At 45.1% G+C, this 15,388-nt stretch carries 18 protein-coding genes; 2 read left to right on the top strand and 16 right to left on the bottom strand.

Annotation, left to right across the window (positions count from 1 at the left end; all coding sequences use genetic code 11):
* Positions 1-3: 3 nt before the first annotated feature.
* The 7 genes from fabF to ACUM5Y_RS11760 all read right to left on the bottom strand — a co-directional run bounded on the left by fabF (position 4) and on the right by ACUM5Y_RS11760 (position 5,109).
* Positions 4-1,245 (bottom strand): beta-ketoacyl-ACP synthase II, encoded by a 1,242-nt coding sequence (fabF, locus tag ACUM5Y_RS11790; RefSeq protein ID WP_445977073.1) that lies wholly within the window; start codon positions 1,243-1,245, stop codon positions 4-6.
* A gap of 106 nt (positions 1,246-1,351) precedes the next feature.
* A complete protein-coding gene (gene acpP / locus ACUM5Y_RS11785; protein ID WP_115896560.1) occupies positions 1,352-1,585 on the bottom strand; it encodes an acyl carrier protein in 234 nt (77 codons plus the stop codon).
* A gap of 130 nt (positions 1,586-1,715) precedes the next feature.
* Entirely contained in the window at positions 1,716-2,450 is a 735-nt protein-coding gene (gene fabG / locus ACUM5Y_RS11780) for a 3-oxoacyl-ACP reductase FabG (protein WP_445977072.1), read from the bottom strand.
* A gap of 36 nt (positions 2,451-2,486) precedes the next feature.
* Positions 2,487-3,410, bottom strand: coding sequence for an ACP S-malonyltransferase (gene fabD / locus ACUM5Y_RS11775; RefSeq protein ID WP_445977071.1), 924 nt, complete (start codon positions 3,408-3,410; stop codon positions 2,487-2,489).
* Entirely contained in the window at positions 3,410-4,357 is a 948-nt protein-coding gene (locus tag ACUM5Y_RS11770; RefSeq protein WP_445977070.1) for a fatty acid synthesis protein, read from the bottom strand. Before ACUM5Y_RS11770 ends, fabD begins: the two co-directional genes overlap by 1 nt.
* Before the next feature lie 11 nt (positions 4,358-4,368).
* Entirely contained in the window at positions 4,369-4,548 is a 180-nt protein-coding gene (rpmF, locus tag ACUM5Y_RS11765) for a 50S ribosomal protein L32 (RefSeq protein WP_347984321.1), read from the bottom strand.
* An 18-nt stretch (positions 4,549-4,566) separates the two neighbouring features.
* Positions 4,567-5,109, bottom strand: a complete 543-nt coding sequence (locus tag ACUM5Y_RS11760) for a YceD family protein (protein ID WP_445977069.1) — start codon at positions 5,107-5,109, stop codon at positions 4,567-4,569.
* A gap of 115 nt (positions 5,110-5,224) precedes the next feature.
* Between ACUM5Y_RS11760 and ACUM5Y_RS11755 the strand changes: the two genes are divergently transcribed.
* Complete coding sequence (locus tag ACUM5Y_RS11755) at positions 5,225-5,821, top strand: Maf family protein (protein ID WP_445977068.1); 597 nt, start codon at positions 5,225-5,227, stop codon at positions 5,819-5,821.
* Position 5,822: 1 nt separating this feature from the next.
* Here ACUM5Y_RS11755 and ACUM5Y_RS11750 read toward each other — a convergent pair whose 3' ends face one another.
* The 8 genes from ACUM5Y_RS11750 to dinG form a co-directional block, all read right to left on the bottom strand.
* Positions 5,823-6,650, bottom strand: a complete 828-nt coding sequence (locus tag ACUM5Y_RS11750) for a DUF4892 domain-containing protein (protein WP_445977067.1) — start codon at positions 6,648-6,650, stop codon at positions 5,823-5,825.
* Complete coding sequence (locus tag ACUM5Y_RS11745) at positions 6,643-7,569, bottom strand: alpha/beta fold hydrolase (RefSeq protein ID WP_445977066.1); 927 nt, start codon at positions 7,567-7,569, stop codon at positions 6,643-6,645. The genes ACUM5Y_RS11750 and ACUM5Y_RS11745 overlap by 8 nt, the downstream gene beginning before the upstream one ends.
* Entirely contained in the window at positions 7,532-8,017 is a 486-nt protein-coding gene (sixA, locus tag ACUM5Y_RS11740; RefSeq protein WP_445977065.1) for a phosphohistidine phosphatase SixA, read from the bottom strand. Before sixA ends, ACUM5Y_RS11745 begins: the two co-directional genes overlap by 38 nt.
* Positions 8,004-8,288: a DUF4389 domain-containing protein gene (locus ACUM5Y_RS11735; protein ID WP_445977064.1), complete on the bottom strand. Its 285-nt coding sequence runs from the start codon at positions 8,286-8,288 to the stop codon at positions 8,004-8,006. The genes sixA and ACUM5Y_RS11735 overlap by 14 nt, the downstream gene beginning before the upstream one ends.
* Positions 8,281-9,309, bottom strand: a complete 1,029-nt coding sequence (locus ACUM5Y_RS11730; RefSeq protein ID WP_445977063.1) for an NAD(P)H-dependent glycerol-3-phosphate dehydrogenase — start codon at positions 9,307-9,309, stop codon at positions 8,281-8,283. Before ACUM5Y_RS11730 ends, ACUM5Y_RS11735 begins: the two co-directional genes overlap by 8 nt.
* 27 nt (positions 9,310-9,336) lie before the next feature.
* Positions 9,337-10,758: a protein adenylyltransferase SelO gene (locus ACUM5Y_RS11725; protein WP_445977062.1), complete on the bottom strand. Its 1,422-nt coding sequence runs from the start codon at positions 10,756-10,758 to the stop codon at positions 9,337-9,339.
* Between the two features lie 27 nt (positions 10,759-10,785).
* Positions 10,786-12,135: a DEAD/DEAH box helicase gene (locus ACUM5Y_RS11720; protein WP_445977061.1), complete on the bottom strand. Its 1,350-nt coding sequence runs from the start codon at positions 12,133-12,135 to the stop codon at positions 10,786-10,788.
* A gap of 104 nt (positions 12,136-12,239) precedes the next feature.
* Positions 12,240-14,363 carry an ATP-dependent DNA helicase DinG gene (gene dinG, locus ACUM5Y_RS11715; protein ID WP_445977060.1) on the bottom strand — a complete coding sequence of 708 codons (2,124 nt, stop codon included), beginning with the start codon at positions 14,361-14,363 and terminating at the stop codon, positions 12,240-12,242.
* Between the two features lie 69 nt (positions 14,364-14,432).
* Between dinG and lexA the strand changes: the two genes are divergently transcribed.
* Positions 14,433-15,053, top strand: a complete 621-nt coding sequence (lexA, locus tag ACUM5Y_RS11710; protein WP_445977059.1) for a transcriptional repressor LexA — start codon at positions 14,433-14,435, stop codon at positions 15,051-15,053.
* Positions 15,054-15,120: 67 nt separating this feature from the next.
* On the opposite strand, the gene ACUM5Y_RS11705 is transcribed toward lexA, so the two are convergent.
* Positions 15,121-15,387: a hypothetical protein gene (locus ACUM5Y_RS11705; protein WP_445977058.1), complete on the bottom strand. Its 267-nt coding sequence runs from the start codon at positions 15,385-15,387 to the stop codon at positions 15,121-15,123.
* Position 15,388 lies beyond the last annotated feature (1 nt).

Here is a 15,388-nt window from a genome sequence, read left to right as displayed (position 1 = left end):
GTATCAAGAAACTTTCTTGAATACCAAGGTTCCGTTTGTGCCACCAAAACCAAATGAGTTATTTAACACCACCTCAATTTTGCGTTTTTGCGGGGTAAAAGGAACATAGTTTAGATCACAGCCTTCACCCGGCTCTTCCAAGTTAATGGTTGGAGGCGCGACTTGATCGCGAATAGCCAAGATAGAAAAGATTGACTCTACTGCACCAGAAGCACCTAACAAGTGCCCTATCATCGACTTAGTCGAGCTTATCGCAACATCGGAAGCATCTTCACCCAACACAGATTTAACGGCCTGAGTTTCGGCCAAATCCCCAGCTGGGGTCGAGGTACCGTGGGCATTAATATAATCCACTTTGTGGGCAGGGATATCAGCATCGGTTAAGGCGGCACGCATAGCAGAAGCTGCGCCTTCACCACTCACTGGCGGTGCTGTCATATGGTGCGCATCATCACTCATACCGAAACCCGCTAGCTCGGCATAAATCGTCGCACCACGAGCAACAGCGTGCTCATACTCTTCTAGCACCAAGATACCCGCGCCATCCCCCATGACAAAACCTTCGCGGTTTTTATCCCAAGGACGACTAGCGGTTTTAGGGTCATCATTTCGAGTGGAAAGCGCTCTTGCTGCGCCGAAACCACCAATGCCCAACGGTGTGATGGCCATTTCTGCACCACCGGCAATCATCACATCGGCATCACCATAGGCAATCATTCTGCCGGCCATACCGATATTATGAGTACCTGTCGTGCAAGCCGTCACAATAGAAATATTTGGTCCTTTGAAGCCAAAACGGATGGCTACGTGACCTGAAATCATATTTATAATGGCACCTGGCACAAAGAAAGGCGAAATACGCTTTGGACCAGATTCATTTAATAACTCAAGGTTCTTTTCGATCATTGGTAGACCACCAATGCCAGAACCTATCGCGCATCCTACTCGAGATAAATTCGTGCTGTCTTCATTGATGCCGGAATCTTCAAGGGCTTGCACAGTTGCGGCAATACCGTATTGAATGAATAGATCCATTTTACGAGCTTCTTTCACACTCATATATTGAGTGGCATCAAAATCGCTTACTTGTGCTGCAAAGCGCGTGGAAAATAAGCTGGTATCAAAAGACGTAATGTCAGAAACACCACTTTTACCTTCTAATACATTATCCCACGTATCCTTCACATTGTTGCCAAGGGGCGTCACCATACCCAAACCTGTGACCACTACCCGACGACGAGACATAGAATTCCTCCAGTAAAACGCCCAAAAAAACTTAAAGGGCTATCAATAAGAAAAGCCGCTGTACGGAATACAAGCGGCTTTTCGGGAAACTCAGTTCACCAAGATATTACAAGTTAGCGTTGATGTAGTCGTTCGCTGCTTGTACAGTGGTGATTTTTTCTGCTTCTTCATCAGGAATTTCAGTATCGAATTCCTCTTCAAGAGCCATAACTAGCTCAACTGTGTCTAGGGAATCGGCACCCAAATCATCAACGAAAGATGCTGAACTAACAACCTCTTCCTCTTTAACACCTAGTTGTTCGCAAACGATTTTTTTAACGCGTTCTTCAATGCTACTCATTAGAAGTTCCTACTCTACTCGGTTAACAGCTCATTGTGAGCATATTATAATATTCTTACCTATACGGTGTGATTCACAACAAGAACCAGACCTGTATTTTCGTTGAATTGAATCGAAAATTCAACACAAATTACGACATATACATACCGCCGTTGACATGCAACGTTTCACCGGTGATATATGCAGCGCCAGAAGACGCTAAAAATGCAACAGCCGCTGCAATTTCTTCGGGTTGACCAAGACGTGCAGAAGGAACTTTTTCGACTAATTTAGCCTTATGCTCTTCTGGCAAAACTTTGGTCATATCAGTTTCAATGAAGCCTGGAGCAACACAGTTAATGGTGATGCCACGTGACGCAATTTCCGCCGCCAATGAACGACTAAAACCTTCCAAACCTGCTTTTGCAGCTGAATAGTTAGTTTGTCCACCGTTACCCATAGAACCTACGACAGAGCTAATGCTGATGACACGACCAAACTTCGCTTTGGTCATGCCACGCAAGCAGGCTTTGGTGACACGGAAAACAGATGTCAAATTAGTGTTTACCACTTGCTCCCATTCATCTTCTTTCATACGCATCATCAAGTTATCGCGAGTAATGCCAGCATTGTTCACCAAAATTGTTGGCGCACCATAAGCGGCATTAATCTCTTTGATCACAGCATCTACAGATTCGGAAGAAGATACATCCAGCACCCAACCTTTACCTTTGCCGCCCAAGTACTCACTGATACTCTGAGCACCAGTTTCGCTGGTCGCTGTACCAATTACGGTCGCACCCTGCTCTGCCAGCATTGTTGCAATGGCTTTACCAATACCACGAGTTGCCCCTGTTACAAGCGCAATCTTTCCTTCAAGACTCATATTACTGTCTCCATATAATAATTTTAAACAATTAGGTTAAGCTGATAGTGCCGCTTCAAGACCCGCAAGATCACCAAGTGAAGCGGCCCCCAAACCTTTAACGATGCGCTTATTCAAGCCGCTCAAGACCTTACCCGGGCCACACTCTAAAGTAGACGTTACGCCCAGACCCGATAGCAACTCTACAGATTGCGTCCATAATACAGGCTCACTCAACTGAGACACTAGGTTTGCCTTAATGATAGCCGCATCTGATACCGCCTTTGCTGTAACATTTTGTACCAAGGTACAAGTCGGGGTGCTGAACTCAATAGACTCTAGTTTTTCAGCCAATTTCTTGCCTGCAGGAATCATCAACTCACAGTGAGAAGGCACACTCACTGGCAGTGGCAAAGCACGCTTAGCGCCTGCTTCTTTAGCATTTGCCATAGCTTCTTCAACAGCCGCCACATGGCCAGCGATAACTACTTGGCCCGGGGAATTAAAGTTCACCGCACTAACAATACCGTTAGCACTTTCACAAGCTGCGACAACCTGATCATCAGCCAAACCGATAATAGCCGCCATAGCACCAGTACCTGCAGGCACGGCCGCTTGCATAAACTCACCACGCAACTTCACCAATTCAACAGCATCGGTAAATTTGATCACGCCAGCGCACACCAGCGCTGAATACTCACCTAGGCTGTGACCTGCAACATAAGCAGGCTGCGCGCCACCCAGTTGCTGCCACAAACGCCAAATAGCGACGCTCGCCGTTAGCAAAGCGGGTTGAGTTTTATCAGTTTGACTTAGTTTTTCAGCGTCATTTTGCACAAGATCCCACAGATCATAACCTAGCACTTCTGATGCCTCAGCGAAGGTTTGACCTATTACATCGTGTTTTTCAGCCAAATCCGCCAACATTCCCAACTGCTGAGAACCTTGCCCCGGAAAAACAAACGCTAATTCAGTATTCATTACATTTCCTCATTACAAAGACGCGCATCAATTGCAGAACAAAGATCCGCACGCGCTATATCAATTCCATATTCAATCGCACCGACAATAGCCGCACGATCAGAACTACCATGACCTTTTACCAAATTGCCACCAACACCCACTAAGCAGGCGCCATGTCGGCGCTCAGTTTGGTAAAAACTCTCGAATAAACTAGGTGCGTTAGAACCAAGAGATTGCATCTGACCTAGCAAGAACTTAAGCAAACCTTCTGAGGCTTTTAAGACTGCATTCCCAACCATGCCATCACACACAATGACATTTTTTTCACCATGAAAAAGCTCACTACCTTCGGCATAACCTAAATAAACTGGCCAAGATTTTGCCGATAACAAACGGTCAGCTTCTTTAATAACCGAGCTACCCTTTGAGTTTTCGACCCCGACATTAAGCAAACCAATCCGCGGTGGCACATCACTCAAGGCTTCCACGTAAGCAGCCCCTAACTGTGCAAAGCCTTGCAACATAGTCGCAGGGCAATGAACATTCGCACCAAGATCCACTAGACAACGCAACGGCTTAGAATGCAACTCACGTATTAACGCAGGGTAAAGCTTAGGACGCAACAAGCCCAGCACATGACGAGCCAATGCCACCATAGCGCCAGTATTCCCCATGGTTACCACCACATGACTGCGCTGCTCCTTAAGACTTGTTAAAGCTTGATAAAGGGTACTATCGCAACGACGAAATAGCCCGCGAGTCACTTCTTCATCAGCGGCAATTGTATCATGACAAGGTATTAGGGACAGTCGCGCGTGAGGCGCGGGAAGCTCAAGATGAACACCTGGAGCATAATATATATCGATCGCTATATCTGGGTATTGAGACAGCACTTCGAGTGCGCCTTCAAAAGCAATGCGGGGACCTAAGTCCCCGCCCATAGCGTCTAAAGCTACCCTGATCATGGGTATCTTAGTTACTCACCTTTAGGAGTGATAACTTGACGGCCACGGTAAAAACCATCAGCAGAAACGTGATGACGACGGTGTAGTTCACCAGTAGTCTGTTCTACAGAAAGAGTTGCGCCTGTCAAAGCGTCATGTGAACGGCGTTGGCCGCGGCGTGAACGAGTCACTTTACTTTTTTGTACTGCCATTTTTGGAGCTCCTAACTTTTACTTGGCTTTCAATTGAGCCAATATACTAAATGGATTCGGTTTTTCGTCATCCGGTGCGTCATCGGTAGACGAGGCATACTTTACAGCTGTTGGGTTGCAACCACTTTCTTCGTGATAAGCGACAATAGGTAAAGCAAGTATAATTTCTTGTTCTACCATATCTGCCAAGATTACGTCACCATCGGTCATGACAACAGGGTCGTAATCAGCCGGTATATTTTTCGCATGGTCTTCGTCATAAACGAATGCCAAGGATAAATCTAACGTCAGATCATGTGCTACAGGCCCCATACAACGCTGGCACACAATTTGTACCTTTGTTGTTAATGTACCTGTGGCAATGTAGCGCCTATCCTCATCAACTCTAAAGTCTAGATGAATAAAAGCATCACCCTCATCCGACGCCAAGAGAGCACATAGCTCCTTAAACTGGTTAAGGGGTATATTCCCATCAATCGCTGACTCATGGTTAGCGTATTTACGAGGGTCAAAATATTTAGGTAATGCGTCATTCAACATGGCGGCAAATAATATTGCCAAGCCGCCCTATTGTCAAAGTCTAAGTGCCTTGAAAGCCATTTATTTCGCTGTTTTTGTGCATATATTCAGAAAAAGAGTAAAATCTTCAAACATTCTTAGATCACGATGCATTTTTATGACCCCAAAATTAGTTTTAGGCTCTTCATCAAGCTACCGTAAAGCTCTCCTAGAAAGACTCAGAATCCCCTTTGATTGCGTGAATCCAGACATAGACGAAACCCCTAAAGCAGAGGAGTCTGCTGAACACTTGGTTCGGCGTTTAACCCTAGAAAAAGCTCAAAGTGTTTACCAACAACTTAATAGTGAGCACGCTCATTGCATTATCACGTCCGACCAAGTCGCCCTGATCAACAACAAAATACTTGGAAAGCCAAATGATCATCAAACCGCTGTTAAACAACTGCAAAGCTTTAGTGGTCAAGCGGTGTCCTTTTTAACTGGGCTCGGCGTTTACAACACCCAAACACAGCAGCAAAGCTACCGCTTAAATGTTTATAAGGTGTATTTTAGAGAACTGACGTTAAGTGAAATCGAGCGCTACGTACAGCTAGAGCAACCTTTCGATTGCGCTGGCAGCTTTAAATGCGAAGGACTGGGGGTGACTTTATTTGATAAAATGGCTGGCGATGATCCCAACAGCCTGATTGGATTACCCTTAATCGACCTTTGTGCACTACTAAGAGAGAACAAGATCAACCCATTAAGCCTATAGCTTATTTTCTCAAGCCCTCATAAACAAAGGAAATACGCCCTTCAGACAGTTCCTCGCGAGCAACATTAGCCACGTTTAAAAATCGCACCTTATCACTTAACCTTGGCCCCAGCGCCAAGGCTATGTCTGAAATATATTGATCAGCCCTTGCGATCGCCGACAATCCACCCTCTTGTTTGGCTGATACATAAGCCACAACCGTTTCACCAGGAGACAAATCATTCAAGAATCGTCTAATGCGAGGTACGTCTTGGGCGTCCATCTGAGCAACCAAATCAAAGCCTAGACCCCGTGGTGCCGCCATCTTAACTTCATCAAGACGCACCATAATGTCCCCTGCACCGCGGCGATTTAGGTACATTAGTTGATAAACACTACCTTCTTGCACCACCAGCAAAGTTTGGTTTTGATCTCCACCATACAACAAGTATTCTTTAAAGAAGTCATTCGCCCAAGCATTACTGCTACCACAGTCACGACTATGACATTCAAAAACCACAGCGTTATTCGCCGTTGCAATAGCGTCACGATAATAACGCTCTACATCCGCCAACACGGCATTACGATGAATTTTGTAGAGAGACTGATAGGCTTCCGCTTTGACTCGCAACACCTCTTCCGGCTCCCACCCGCGCCCAGCACGCTTAATTGCACCAAGAGGGATTTCGACTGAAACATCTTCTTTCGTTGAGCTTTTAATAAGCTGAGCATCTTGATAAGGCGCAATGTCTGCCACTCCCGCATGAAGCTTTGGCAAGGATAGTAGCAAGGCTGCAGCAAAGGTCATTTTCAAACTTTTTTTAACTAAGGCCTGTGGTGTTTTATTCATAATTATTCTGCCTAATAAATCGTTGGATTTCTGTTCTGACAGCAGGTGCCGTAACGGGTTCCAAATGAAAGTGATGATTCCCCGGTAACCACTTAGTCACCACGGCAGGTATTTGCTCCACCCTCTCTTGCAACCTTACATCATCGGATGAAAACAACCCTTGCTCTGCGAACAGCATAAGCGTAGGACAGGTAATCTTCGCCATAAATGCCCGCACACTTTCTTCGTCCATTTTATAAGGAGAAGGAAATTTTAAAGCACTATCATGACGCCACAACCATTTCCCGTCGCAGCCTTGGTAGCTTCCCCTGGCAACCAGATGTTCGGCCGCCGCCATCGACAGGGAGGTAAAACCTTGACTACGAGCCTTTACCATAGCGCCCATAGAGTCGTAGCCCTTAGCGCTGCGGCCAGCATTCACATGCATCGCCTTAATGGCTTTTGCTAAGGAAGCCACTCTTTCTGTGGCTTTCTCAACAAGGGGGCCTGCTGAATCCAAAATGATAAGTTTCGAGATGCCTTCAGGTAGGATGGCGGCCACCAAAATAGCCACTGCACCACCTAAACTGTGACCTAACAATACCACTGGCCCCTGCTGTTGACGAATGAGATAAACCACATCCTGAACATAGTCCCATAAATGGTAAAAGCTGCCCGCTCCTCTATGATCCGAATACCCGTGCCCCGCCAAATCAATGGCTAGACAACGATAGCCACTAATATAAGGCAAACACTGCTGAAAGCTCGCACTATTGTCCAGCCAACCATGCAATGCAATTAATACCGGTTCGTCACCCTCACCATTAGACCAACTTTGGCCTCGCAATTGAGTATGAGGTAATGAAAATACAAGCTGTTGAGCTTCCATCAAGAAACACTCATCAACATGAAGGCGAGATGAACCATTGATATTGCGCACATGCCATATACCAATCGTCAGATTCCAAACAAGCTAATGTCGCAGTTGTCATGGCAAAATCTCTCGGCAAAGGCGCATCCGCTAAATAGGCAACAAGTTCATAGGCAAAAGGCTGGTGAGTAACAAGCAAGATAGATTCGAACGGCTGATCAGCCAACCAATCCGCTATTTGCATGGCTTTACCATAGGGCGTAATCAGAGCATTAGTATCACGATGTGGCACATTACCTAGCTGATCACAAAAAATGTCAGCGGTTTGTTGAGCACGAAGATAAGGGCTCACCATCACCGCATCTAAGGCTAAGCCTTTAGCAAAAAAATCTTTAGCCGTCGCACTCACTTCTTGGCGGCCAAATTCTGTTAACTGACGCATCTCATCAGCTACATCATAACCATAGGGTTCGGCCTCCCCATGGCGCAAGACATACAGACGCTTAAGCTTCTTCATCCGTATCTACCTGGGGCCAGGGTTGAAATGGAAAAGGCTTATCTTCGGACTTGTAAGATAGGAATTCAAAAGTCTGCTGAATAAACAAAGCCACACTACGCAACCATGAGGCTAAGGTTTCTGGGTGGTGGCGCGAGCCAAATTTAATAATACTGACAACAATCAATAAGATTCCAAACACAGTGATGGCCACATTTAGCAATGCCCAATACACCAACATAAAAATCAACCTGAACCAAAACCCTTGTTCTGCATAACCTGGTTTAGACATTTTTCACCTCATCATTTGTCGCAAATTCGACATCCCATTTTTGTTCGCCAGTCATCATGGAGCCAATTAATGACTCCAGTTTAGCACCTTCAAATAATAATTTTGATAAGCCATCTGCGAGCGGCATATAAAGCTGATGTTTATTCGCTTCAGCCACTACCATGCGTAAGGTATTTACCCCTTCAGCCACCTCACCAATACTCTCAACGACTTCTTCTAAGCTTTTACCAGAACCAATGCCATAACCTACTCGGTAGTTTCGGCTTAATGGCGAAGTACAGGTGGCTATTAAATCCCCCATCCCTGCAAGGCCCAAGAATGTCATAGGGTTAGCGCCAAAGTGCACCGCAAAACGACTCATTTCCGCCAAACTACGTGTCATAATCATAGACATGGTGTTTTCACCAACGTTTAAGGCCTTTGCCAATCCACACACAATAGCGTAAATATTTTTTAGCGCCCCAGCCAGTTCAACACCCTTGGTATCCGCGTTCTCATAGACTCGAAAAGTTGGTGACTTTAACAGCTCGATCGCATGCTTACGTACCGCTTCGTCGTGACTGGCCACCACACTGCCTGTCATATGGCCAGCAGCAATTTCCTTGGCTAAATTAGGGCCACTGAGCACGCCGATTTTTTGCGTCACGGAATTACGCTTAAGTATGTCACTCATCAATTCAAAGCGCTGAGGGTTAAAGCCCTTAGTGGTACTAATGAGAATTTTATCCGCCGTCAGCAAAGGCTCAATATTCTGCACCACTTGCTCGAAAGATTTGGAAGGAATCGACACAAAAACCGTATCGCTTTCGCGAATGGCCTGCTCAAGGTTACTAGTAGCCAACAACTCTCTATGCAAAGGCGAGTCCGGTAAATAACGGCTATTTAAACCGGTTAAATTGATTTCTTCTACTTGTTGTTCATTGCGCATCCACTGGCTAACTTGGTGACCATTTTTAGCCATAATATTGGCCAACACAGTGCCAAAACTTCCGCCACCCAATACACAAACAGAATGTTTCATTTCATACGTCCTTTACCAATCTATTCACTAGGAAGAGCAACTTACTTCTAATGATTTTGCCCAACCCGGAGCTCTGCGAGCCAATGCTTCGCAAGCCGGATGCTCATCAAAGGGCTGTGTAATAAGGTTTAACAAACGTCGAAACGGTAGGTAATCCCCCGCTTCGGCGGCCTGAATCGCTTCGTGAGCCAAATAATTGCGTAACACATACTTGGGGTTTACCGTTAACATCCCCTGCTGTACTTGCTGCCAATCTTTGCCTTGTAACGAACGAATAGACATATATTCATCCAACCATGTACGAAGGCGCTCTCTGTCGATCACTTCATCAAGCAGCAAGCTGTAATCGTCTGCACTAAGCAGACTTAAACTGCGCAAGAATAAACTATAATCCAGCTTCTCCTGACTCAATATAGTGACAAGAGATGGCCATAATTTATGAAGATCTGCCACGTCACTTAAACCTAACTTTTGTAGCATCAGGCTATCATAGTGGCTTTGCAAAGCGGTTTCGTAGGTTTGTAAAATAGTAACCAACTGATCTCGCGTTAAATGACTCGAAAAACAGCGCATTAAACAATTGAGATTCCACAAGCCTACACCCGGCTGTCGGTTAAAAGCGTATCGACCTTCATAGTCGGAATGATTACAAACCCAGCTTTCATCATAGTCTTCCATAAAGCCAAATGGGCCATAATCTATGGTCTCACCGGTAAAAGAGAAGTTATCCGTATTCATAACACCGTGCTGAAAGCCATGGGCCTGCCACTTTGCAATCATGTGGGCGGTTCGCTCGACCACCGCCAGCAACATATTTTCGATGGGAGACGATGTCTCTAAACATTCAGGGTAATAATGACTCAAACAATATTGGATAAGCGCATCCAATTCATCCGTCATGCCTCGGGAAAAGAAGTACTCAAAGTGACCAAAGCGGATATGACCATTGGCTGTGCGCAATAACATAGCCCCCATTTCTGGGGTTTCACGATGCACAGCTTCTCGACTATCAAATAATGCCAATGCTCTTGAGGTAGGAACACCCAAGGCAAACATGGCCTCAGAAGCCAGATATTCACGCATACATGAGCGTAATACTGCTCGACCATCGCCACGACGAGAATAAGGGGTTGGCCCTGCACCTTTCATGTGTAGATCAATCAGCTTACCTTGTTGATCTACAACCTCCCCTAACAACACCCCACGACCATCACCAAGCTGAGGGGAAAAACCGCCAAATTGATGGCCCGCATAGACCATACTAAGGCTAGCGGTTATTGGTTGTTCACCACTTAACAGAGCAAGCGTTTCACTGTCTTTAAAATCTATAGCGAGGTTGTCAGCGAGCGTTTGGTTGCATTCAACCAAACGCTGCTCTAAGAGGGGTTGGATAAGTGTTGCCGAATAGAAAGACTCACCCAAAGTAGAAAAGTTGTGCTTTAAATGCATCTCAACTCACTTATCAATAAAGTGCAATTATGAAGACGTATTTACCATATATTCACAGCGAATCGATTCACCAACGACCTTTTCGATCTCAGGGATCATAAAAGCATCATCTTCACTGGCAAAGCTCACCGACTTACCGGTTTCACCACCACGACCAGTACGACCAATACGGTGTACATAATCTTCAGGGTCTTCTGGTAGCGCGTAATTCACTACCAACTCAACGTTATCCACATGGATACCACGTCCAGCCACGTCCGTTGCTACAAGCACTTGGATACGACCATCTTTAAAGCCCTTAAGGGTTTTCACACGTTTATCTTGAGCTACTTCACCGGATAAAATCGCGCAATTAATATTGGCTTTATGCAAGCGCTCATACAAGTCACGGGTCTCGTCACGACGGTTAGCAAAGATGATGGTACGCTGACCACCATTTTCTTCGATTAGTTGCTTCAGTACAGGCCACTTTTGGTCTGCTTCAACCGTATAAATCACCTGTTCTATATTTTGGTTAGTTGCCTCTTTTGGCACCACAGACACTTCTTTCGGGCAGTATGTCCATTGACGGGCTAATGCTTGTACATCTTTAGGGAAAGTCGCACTAAACAACATGGTTTGACGCTTTTCTTTATGTGGCGTCATACGAATAATGCTCTTAACATCTGGAATAAAGCCCATAGACAGCATACGGTCTGCTTCATCCAGCACTAAACACTCTACCTTGTTCAACAGCACTTTCTTGCTGCGAGCAAAATCTAACAAACGGCCTGGTGTAGCTACCAAGATATCAACCTGTTCCGTTTGCAAAGCGATTTTTTGTTTTTCATAACTTAAACCACCCACTAAAGAAACCACATTCAAATGACAGTTAGTGGTTAATTTCTCCGCTTCGTCAGCAATTTGAAGAGCCAACTCGCGAGTTGGTGCGATAATCAGACCACGAGCCAAATTATTAGGGCGAGCTTCTTCTAGAGGGTAATCTAAGAAATCACTGATCATAGCAATCAAGAAGGCTGCAGTTTTCCCCGTACCTGTCTGCGCTTGACCAATAATGTCATAACCCAACAATGTCATAGGCAAGGTTTCAGCTTGAATTTCACTGCAATATTCAAAGCCCATTTCCGCAATGGATTTCAATACACGATCAGGTAGATTCAAATCATGAAATCGCAATTTACCTTCAACACTTTCTACCACGAAGTCATCGATAGACCACAAGCCCTGCTTGCCAGAATCCTGTTGGGTGCTTGCTGCGGGAGTTGCAGTTTGGGAAGACTCTGTAGCCTTGTTGTTACGAGGACGCTTGTTTTGGCGACGGGTACGTTTAGGTTTTGCAGTGCTTTCAGGTGATGCGTCTTGAGTTTGGTTTTCCATATTGGAATCTTTGCTTCTTTAATCGAGTGAAATTAATGTTTCTTTGAGTGAAGTGTACCTAATTGAGTGGCGTTTATCACCCTTTCTTCTGCTTACTTAGTCTTCTATTCATAACGGTACGGAGGCAGACTGTTGATTAACTGGGAGCCATATCGCTTGGTTTTCAAACGTTTGTCTAATATGTGTATTTCACCACTGTCAGTTTCACTTCTTAATAAGCGCCCAGTGGCCTGTACCAGCCGCAACGAAGCATCAGGAATGGTGATTTCCATAAAGGGATTGCCGCCACGTTTCTGTATCCATTCCGCTAAAGTGGCTTCTACTGGGTCATCTGGCACGGCAAAGGGTATCTTTGCTATGTAAACACAGGTTAGGTAATCCCCAGGAAGATCGACCCCCTCAGCAAAACTTGCCAGACCAAATAATAGGCTACCCTTGCCCTCATCTATTTTGGCTTTATGGGAATCCAAAATAACGCGTTTAGACTGCTCACCTTGAATCAGCAGTATTTCCTGCAAACCTGCATTAACAGATTGCGCCACTTCTTCCATCTGTTTACGGGACGAGAACAAGACTAAACTGGCTTTTTGTGGGTCAACCTTGTCATTTAGATATTCAATGATCTCACCGGTATGAAGGTCAGCCCGATTAGGTTCGTTGGCCATATCAGGAACCACTAATTTACCTTTACCGTTGAAATCAAAAGGGCTGATCACACGCAGGTATTCACTCTCTTTGGGTACACCAGAACGCATATTAAAACGATGAAATTGATTGAGGGCGGTTAAGGTGGCCGATGTGACCACAGCACCAAAGCATTTGTCCCATAACTGCTGCCTTAGGGTATTAGCCGCCAATATGGGTGAGCCACCTAACTCAATATCTTGCTCCATACCCTGACCTGTCAATAACAACCATCGGGCATTAGGGGGGTAATTTAGATCATCTAAACTTGAATACAGGCGCCATAACTCAACACACTGCTCAAGGCGCCCTAGGATCACCCCTAGAATCGGCTGCCATGTTTCAGCCGTTTCAGGGGTAATTCCCATACCTTCATTTTGTTTGGTTTTCTTACACTCATCCTGAATACTTTCAATGTTATTAAATAACTTTTGATAAGAAGTTTGTAAGCTGTAAGCCAGCTGACGTAATTCATCTGGCACCACGCCAAACTCAAATCTATGTTGGTTGTTATCTTGGTCTAACCCCAAGCCCTGAATATACGGGGCTAGGCCTTGTTGAGCGTATTGAATAAAGTTGGTAATGGATTGAATCTGTTGCGGGATTTTCAACAAGAGTTGCCCAGTCAAACTCACATCATCCGTTAACTCTTGCTTAAGATTGACAAGGTTTTTTTCCAGCTGACGCAACCAAGAAATACTCTGCTGTAAACGCACCTCATGGCGGAAATGACCGATGGCCTTATCGGGCAAATGGTGACCCTCATCGAATACATAGATGGTTTCTTTCGGGGCACTTAGAATAGCACCACCACCCAAAGATAGATCCGCTAACACCAAATCATGGTTAGCAACAATCACATCTGCTACTTCAATTTCAGCCCTAGCCTTAAAAAACGGACAAGCTGAGTAATTAGCACAATTTCGATTCGTACACTGCTGATGATCCGTCGTTAAGCGACGCCAATCTTGTTCACGTATGATCCCAGACCAATTATCTTTGTCGCCATCCCATTCCCCGGCAGATATGGCAGTATCCATTTCTTGATAAAGCACAGTATTGACATCGTCAGACTGCAAGTGCTGCTCAAACAAACCCGCAAACATATCATCCATGGCTTGCTCTTCGGTACTCAAATAACCTTCTAGGTTATTCAAACAAAGATAGCGCCCCCGACCTTTGGCCAAGGTATATTTAAAGGCAAAATCCGTATGCTCCAATAAATTTGGCAGCTCTTTATGAAGTATCTGCTCTTGCAAGGCCACCGTGGCAGTCGAGATCACCAACTTTAACCCTTTAGCCTTAGCAATCGGAATCGCCGCCAGACAATAGGATAAGGTTTTACCTGTACCCGTCCCCGCCTCAATCACGGCCACATGCTTTTCTTCCAAGCGATTCCCTTCGCTGTCTTGGCGAATATTCCCCAATGTACGAGCGATAGCACCGATCATTTGGCGCTGACCTACCCTTGGCTTATGGGACTTAGCGTCAAGGGAATCACGGTAAGCTTGCTGAATTTGTTTTTTAAGTTCGTCTGAAAGCATTTAATTTATTGAGTATCGTGGATAATGCTGTATATAATAACAGTTACTGTATAAACAACCAGATGACCTATGATTAAATTAACCAAAAGACAATCTGACGTACTAGAAACCATTCGCGAATTTATTAATGAAACAGGTTTCCCACCAACACGAGCAGAGATCGCTAGGCGATTGGGCTTTAAATCCCCTAATGCCGCCGAGGAACATCTTAAGGCCTTGGCGAAAAAAGGCGCGATCGAAATGCTGTCTGGTGCGTCCCGTGGCATTCGTTTAATCGAACAAGCCGCCAACGAAGAAACCGACGAGCTCGGCTTACCCGTTATCGGCAAAGTCGCCGCTGGTTACCCTGTGCTAGCCCAGGAAAACATTGATTCACACGTCAATATTCCTGCTGCCATGTTCTCTCCTAAAGCAGACTATTTTCTGTCTGTAACCGGTACCAGCATGAAAAACATTGGCATTATGGAGGGCGATTTATTAGCCGTTCATAAAACCACTGCTGTACGTAATGGTCAAATCGTCGTCGCTCGGATTGGCGATGAAGTTACTGTAAAACGCTTTGAGCAAAAAGGCAGTAAAGTAAGGCTAATCCCTGAAAACGAAGAGTTTAATGACATCATAGTTGATCTTGAAAGCGAAGAGTTTGCCATTGAAGGCCTCTCCGTTGGTGTCATTCGTCAGGGTTTATAAGAACCTAAGCAATAGACAATAAAAAAGGTGAAGCTAAGACTTCACCTTTTTTATTGTTGTATTTTCTCTAGTGAAGAATCTTCGGGCGCATATCACCCCCTTCTAAAGACTCGGTTTCTTCACCAAAAGTTTGCTCATCAGAATACACAAAGTCTATGCCGGCATGAAACATACACTTCGCTAATTCAAAATAACGCTCTTTCAGGTAGGACTTGGTATCGTCAGAAATTTGTAACGTCGCTAATGGCTCAGTTTCTTCGCCATCTTCACTGGCAGGACGTAACACAATGTCACCATTATCTAACTCAACAATTTCTAAATAGGACTCTTTCATT

This window comes from Marinomonas dokdonensis, assembly GCF_052747885.1.
The sequence above is the reverse complement of the archived record's forward strand: the minus strand, read 5'-3'. Positions and strand labels throughout refer to the sequence as shown.

Excerpts from the sequence above, each read along its gene's own strand:
- fabF (WP_445977073.1), bottom strand. The coding sequence starts at position 1,245 with ATGTCTCGTCGTCGGGTAGTGGTCACAGGTTTGGGTATGGTGACGCCC.
- acpP (WP_115896560.1), bottom strand. The coding sequence starts at position 1,585 with ATGAGTAGCATTGAAGAACGCGTTAAAAAAATCGTTTGCGAACAACTA.
- fabG (WP_445977072.1), bottom strand. The coding sequence starts at position 2,450 with ATGAGTCTTGAAGGAAAGATTGCGCTTGTAACAGGGGCAACTCGTGGT.
- fabD (WP_445977071.1), bottom strand. The coding sequence starts at position 3,410 with ATGAATACTGAATTAGCGTTTGTTTTTCCGGGGCAAGGTTCTCAGCAG.
- ACUM5Y_RS11770 (WP_445977070.1), bottom strand. The coding sequence starts at position 4,357 with ATGATCAGGGTAGCTTTAGACGCTATGGGCGGGGACTTAGGTCCCCGC.
- rpmF (WP_347984321.1), bottom strand. The coding sequence starts at position 4,548 with ATGGCAGTACAAAAAAGTAAAGTGACTCGTTCACGCCGCGGCCAACGC.
- ACUM5Y_RS11755 (WP_445977068.1), top strand. The coding sequence starts at position 5,225 with ATGACCCCAAAATTAGTTTTAGGCTCTTCATCAAGCTACCGTAAAGCT.
- ACUM5Y_RS11750 (WP_445977067.1), bottom strand. The coding sequence starts at position 6,650 with ATGAATAAAACACCACAGGCCTTAGTTAAAAAAAGTTTGAAAATGACC.
- sixA (WP_445977065.1), bottom strand. The coding sequence starts at position 8,017 with ATGAAGAAGCTTAAGCGTCTGTATGTCTTGCGCCATGGGGAGGCCGAA.
- ACUM5Y_RS11735 (WP_445977064.1), bottom strand. The coding sequence starts at position 8,288 with ATGTCTAAACCAGGTTATGCAGAACAAGGGTTTTGGTTCAGGTTGATT.
- ACUM5Y_RS11730 (WP_445977063.1), bottom strand. The coding sequence starts at position 9,309 with ATGAAACATTCTGTTTGTGTATTGGGTGGCGGAAGTTTTGGCACTGTG.
- ACUM5Y_RS11725 (WP_445977062.1), bottom strand. The coding sequence starts at position 10,758 with ATGCATTTAAAGCACAACTTTTCTACTTTGGGTGAGTCTTTCTATTCG.
- ACUM5Y_RS11720 (WP_445977061.1), bottom strand. The coding sequence starts at position 12,135 with ATGGAAAACCAAACTCAAGACGCATCACCTGAAAGCACTGCAAAACCT.
- dinG (WP_445977060.1), bottom strand. The coding sequence starts at position 14,363 with ATGCTTTCAGACGAACTTAAAAAACAAATTCAGCAAGCTTACCGTGAT.
- lexA (WP_445977059.1), top strand. The coding sequence starts at position 14,433 with ATGATTAAATTAACCAAAAGACAATCTGACGTACTAGAAACCATTCGC.
- ACUM5Y_RS11705 (WP_445977058.1), bottom strand. The coding sequence starts at position 15,387 with ATGAAAGAGTCCTATTTAGAAATTGTTGAGTTAGATAATGGTGACATT.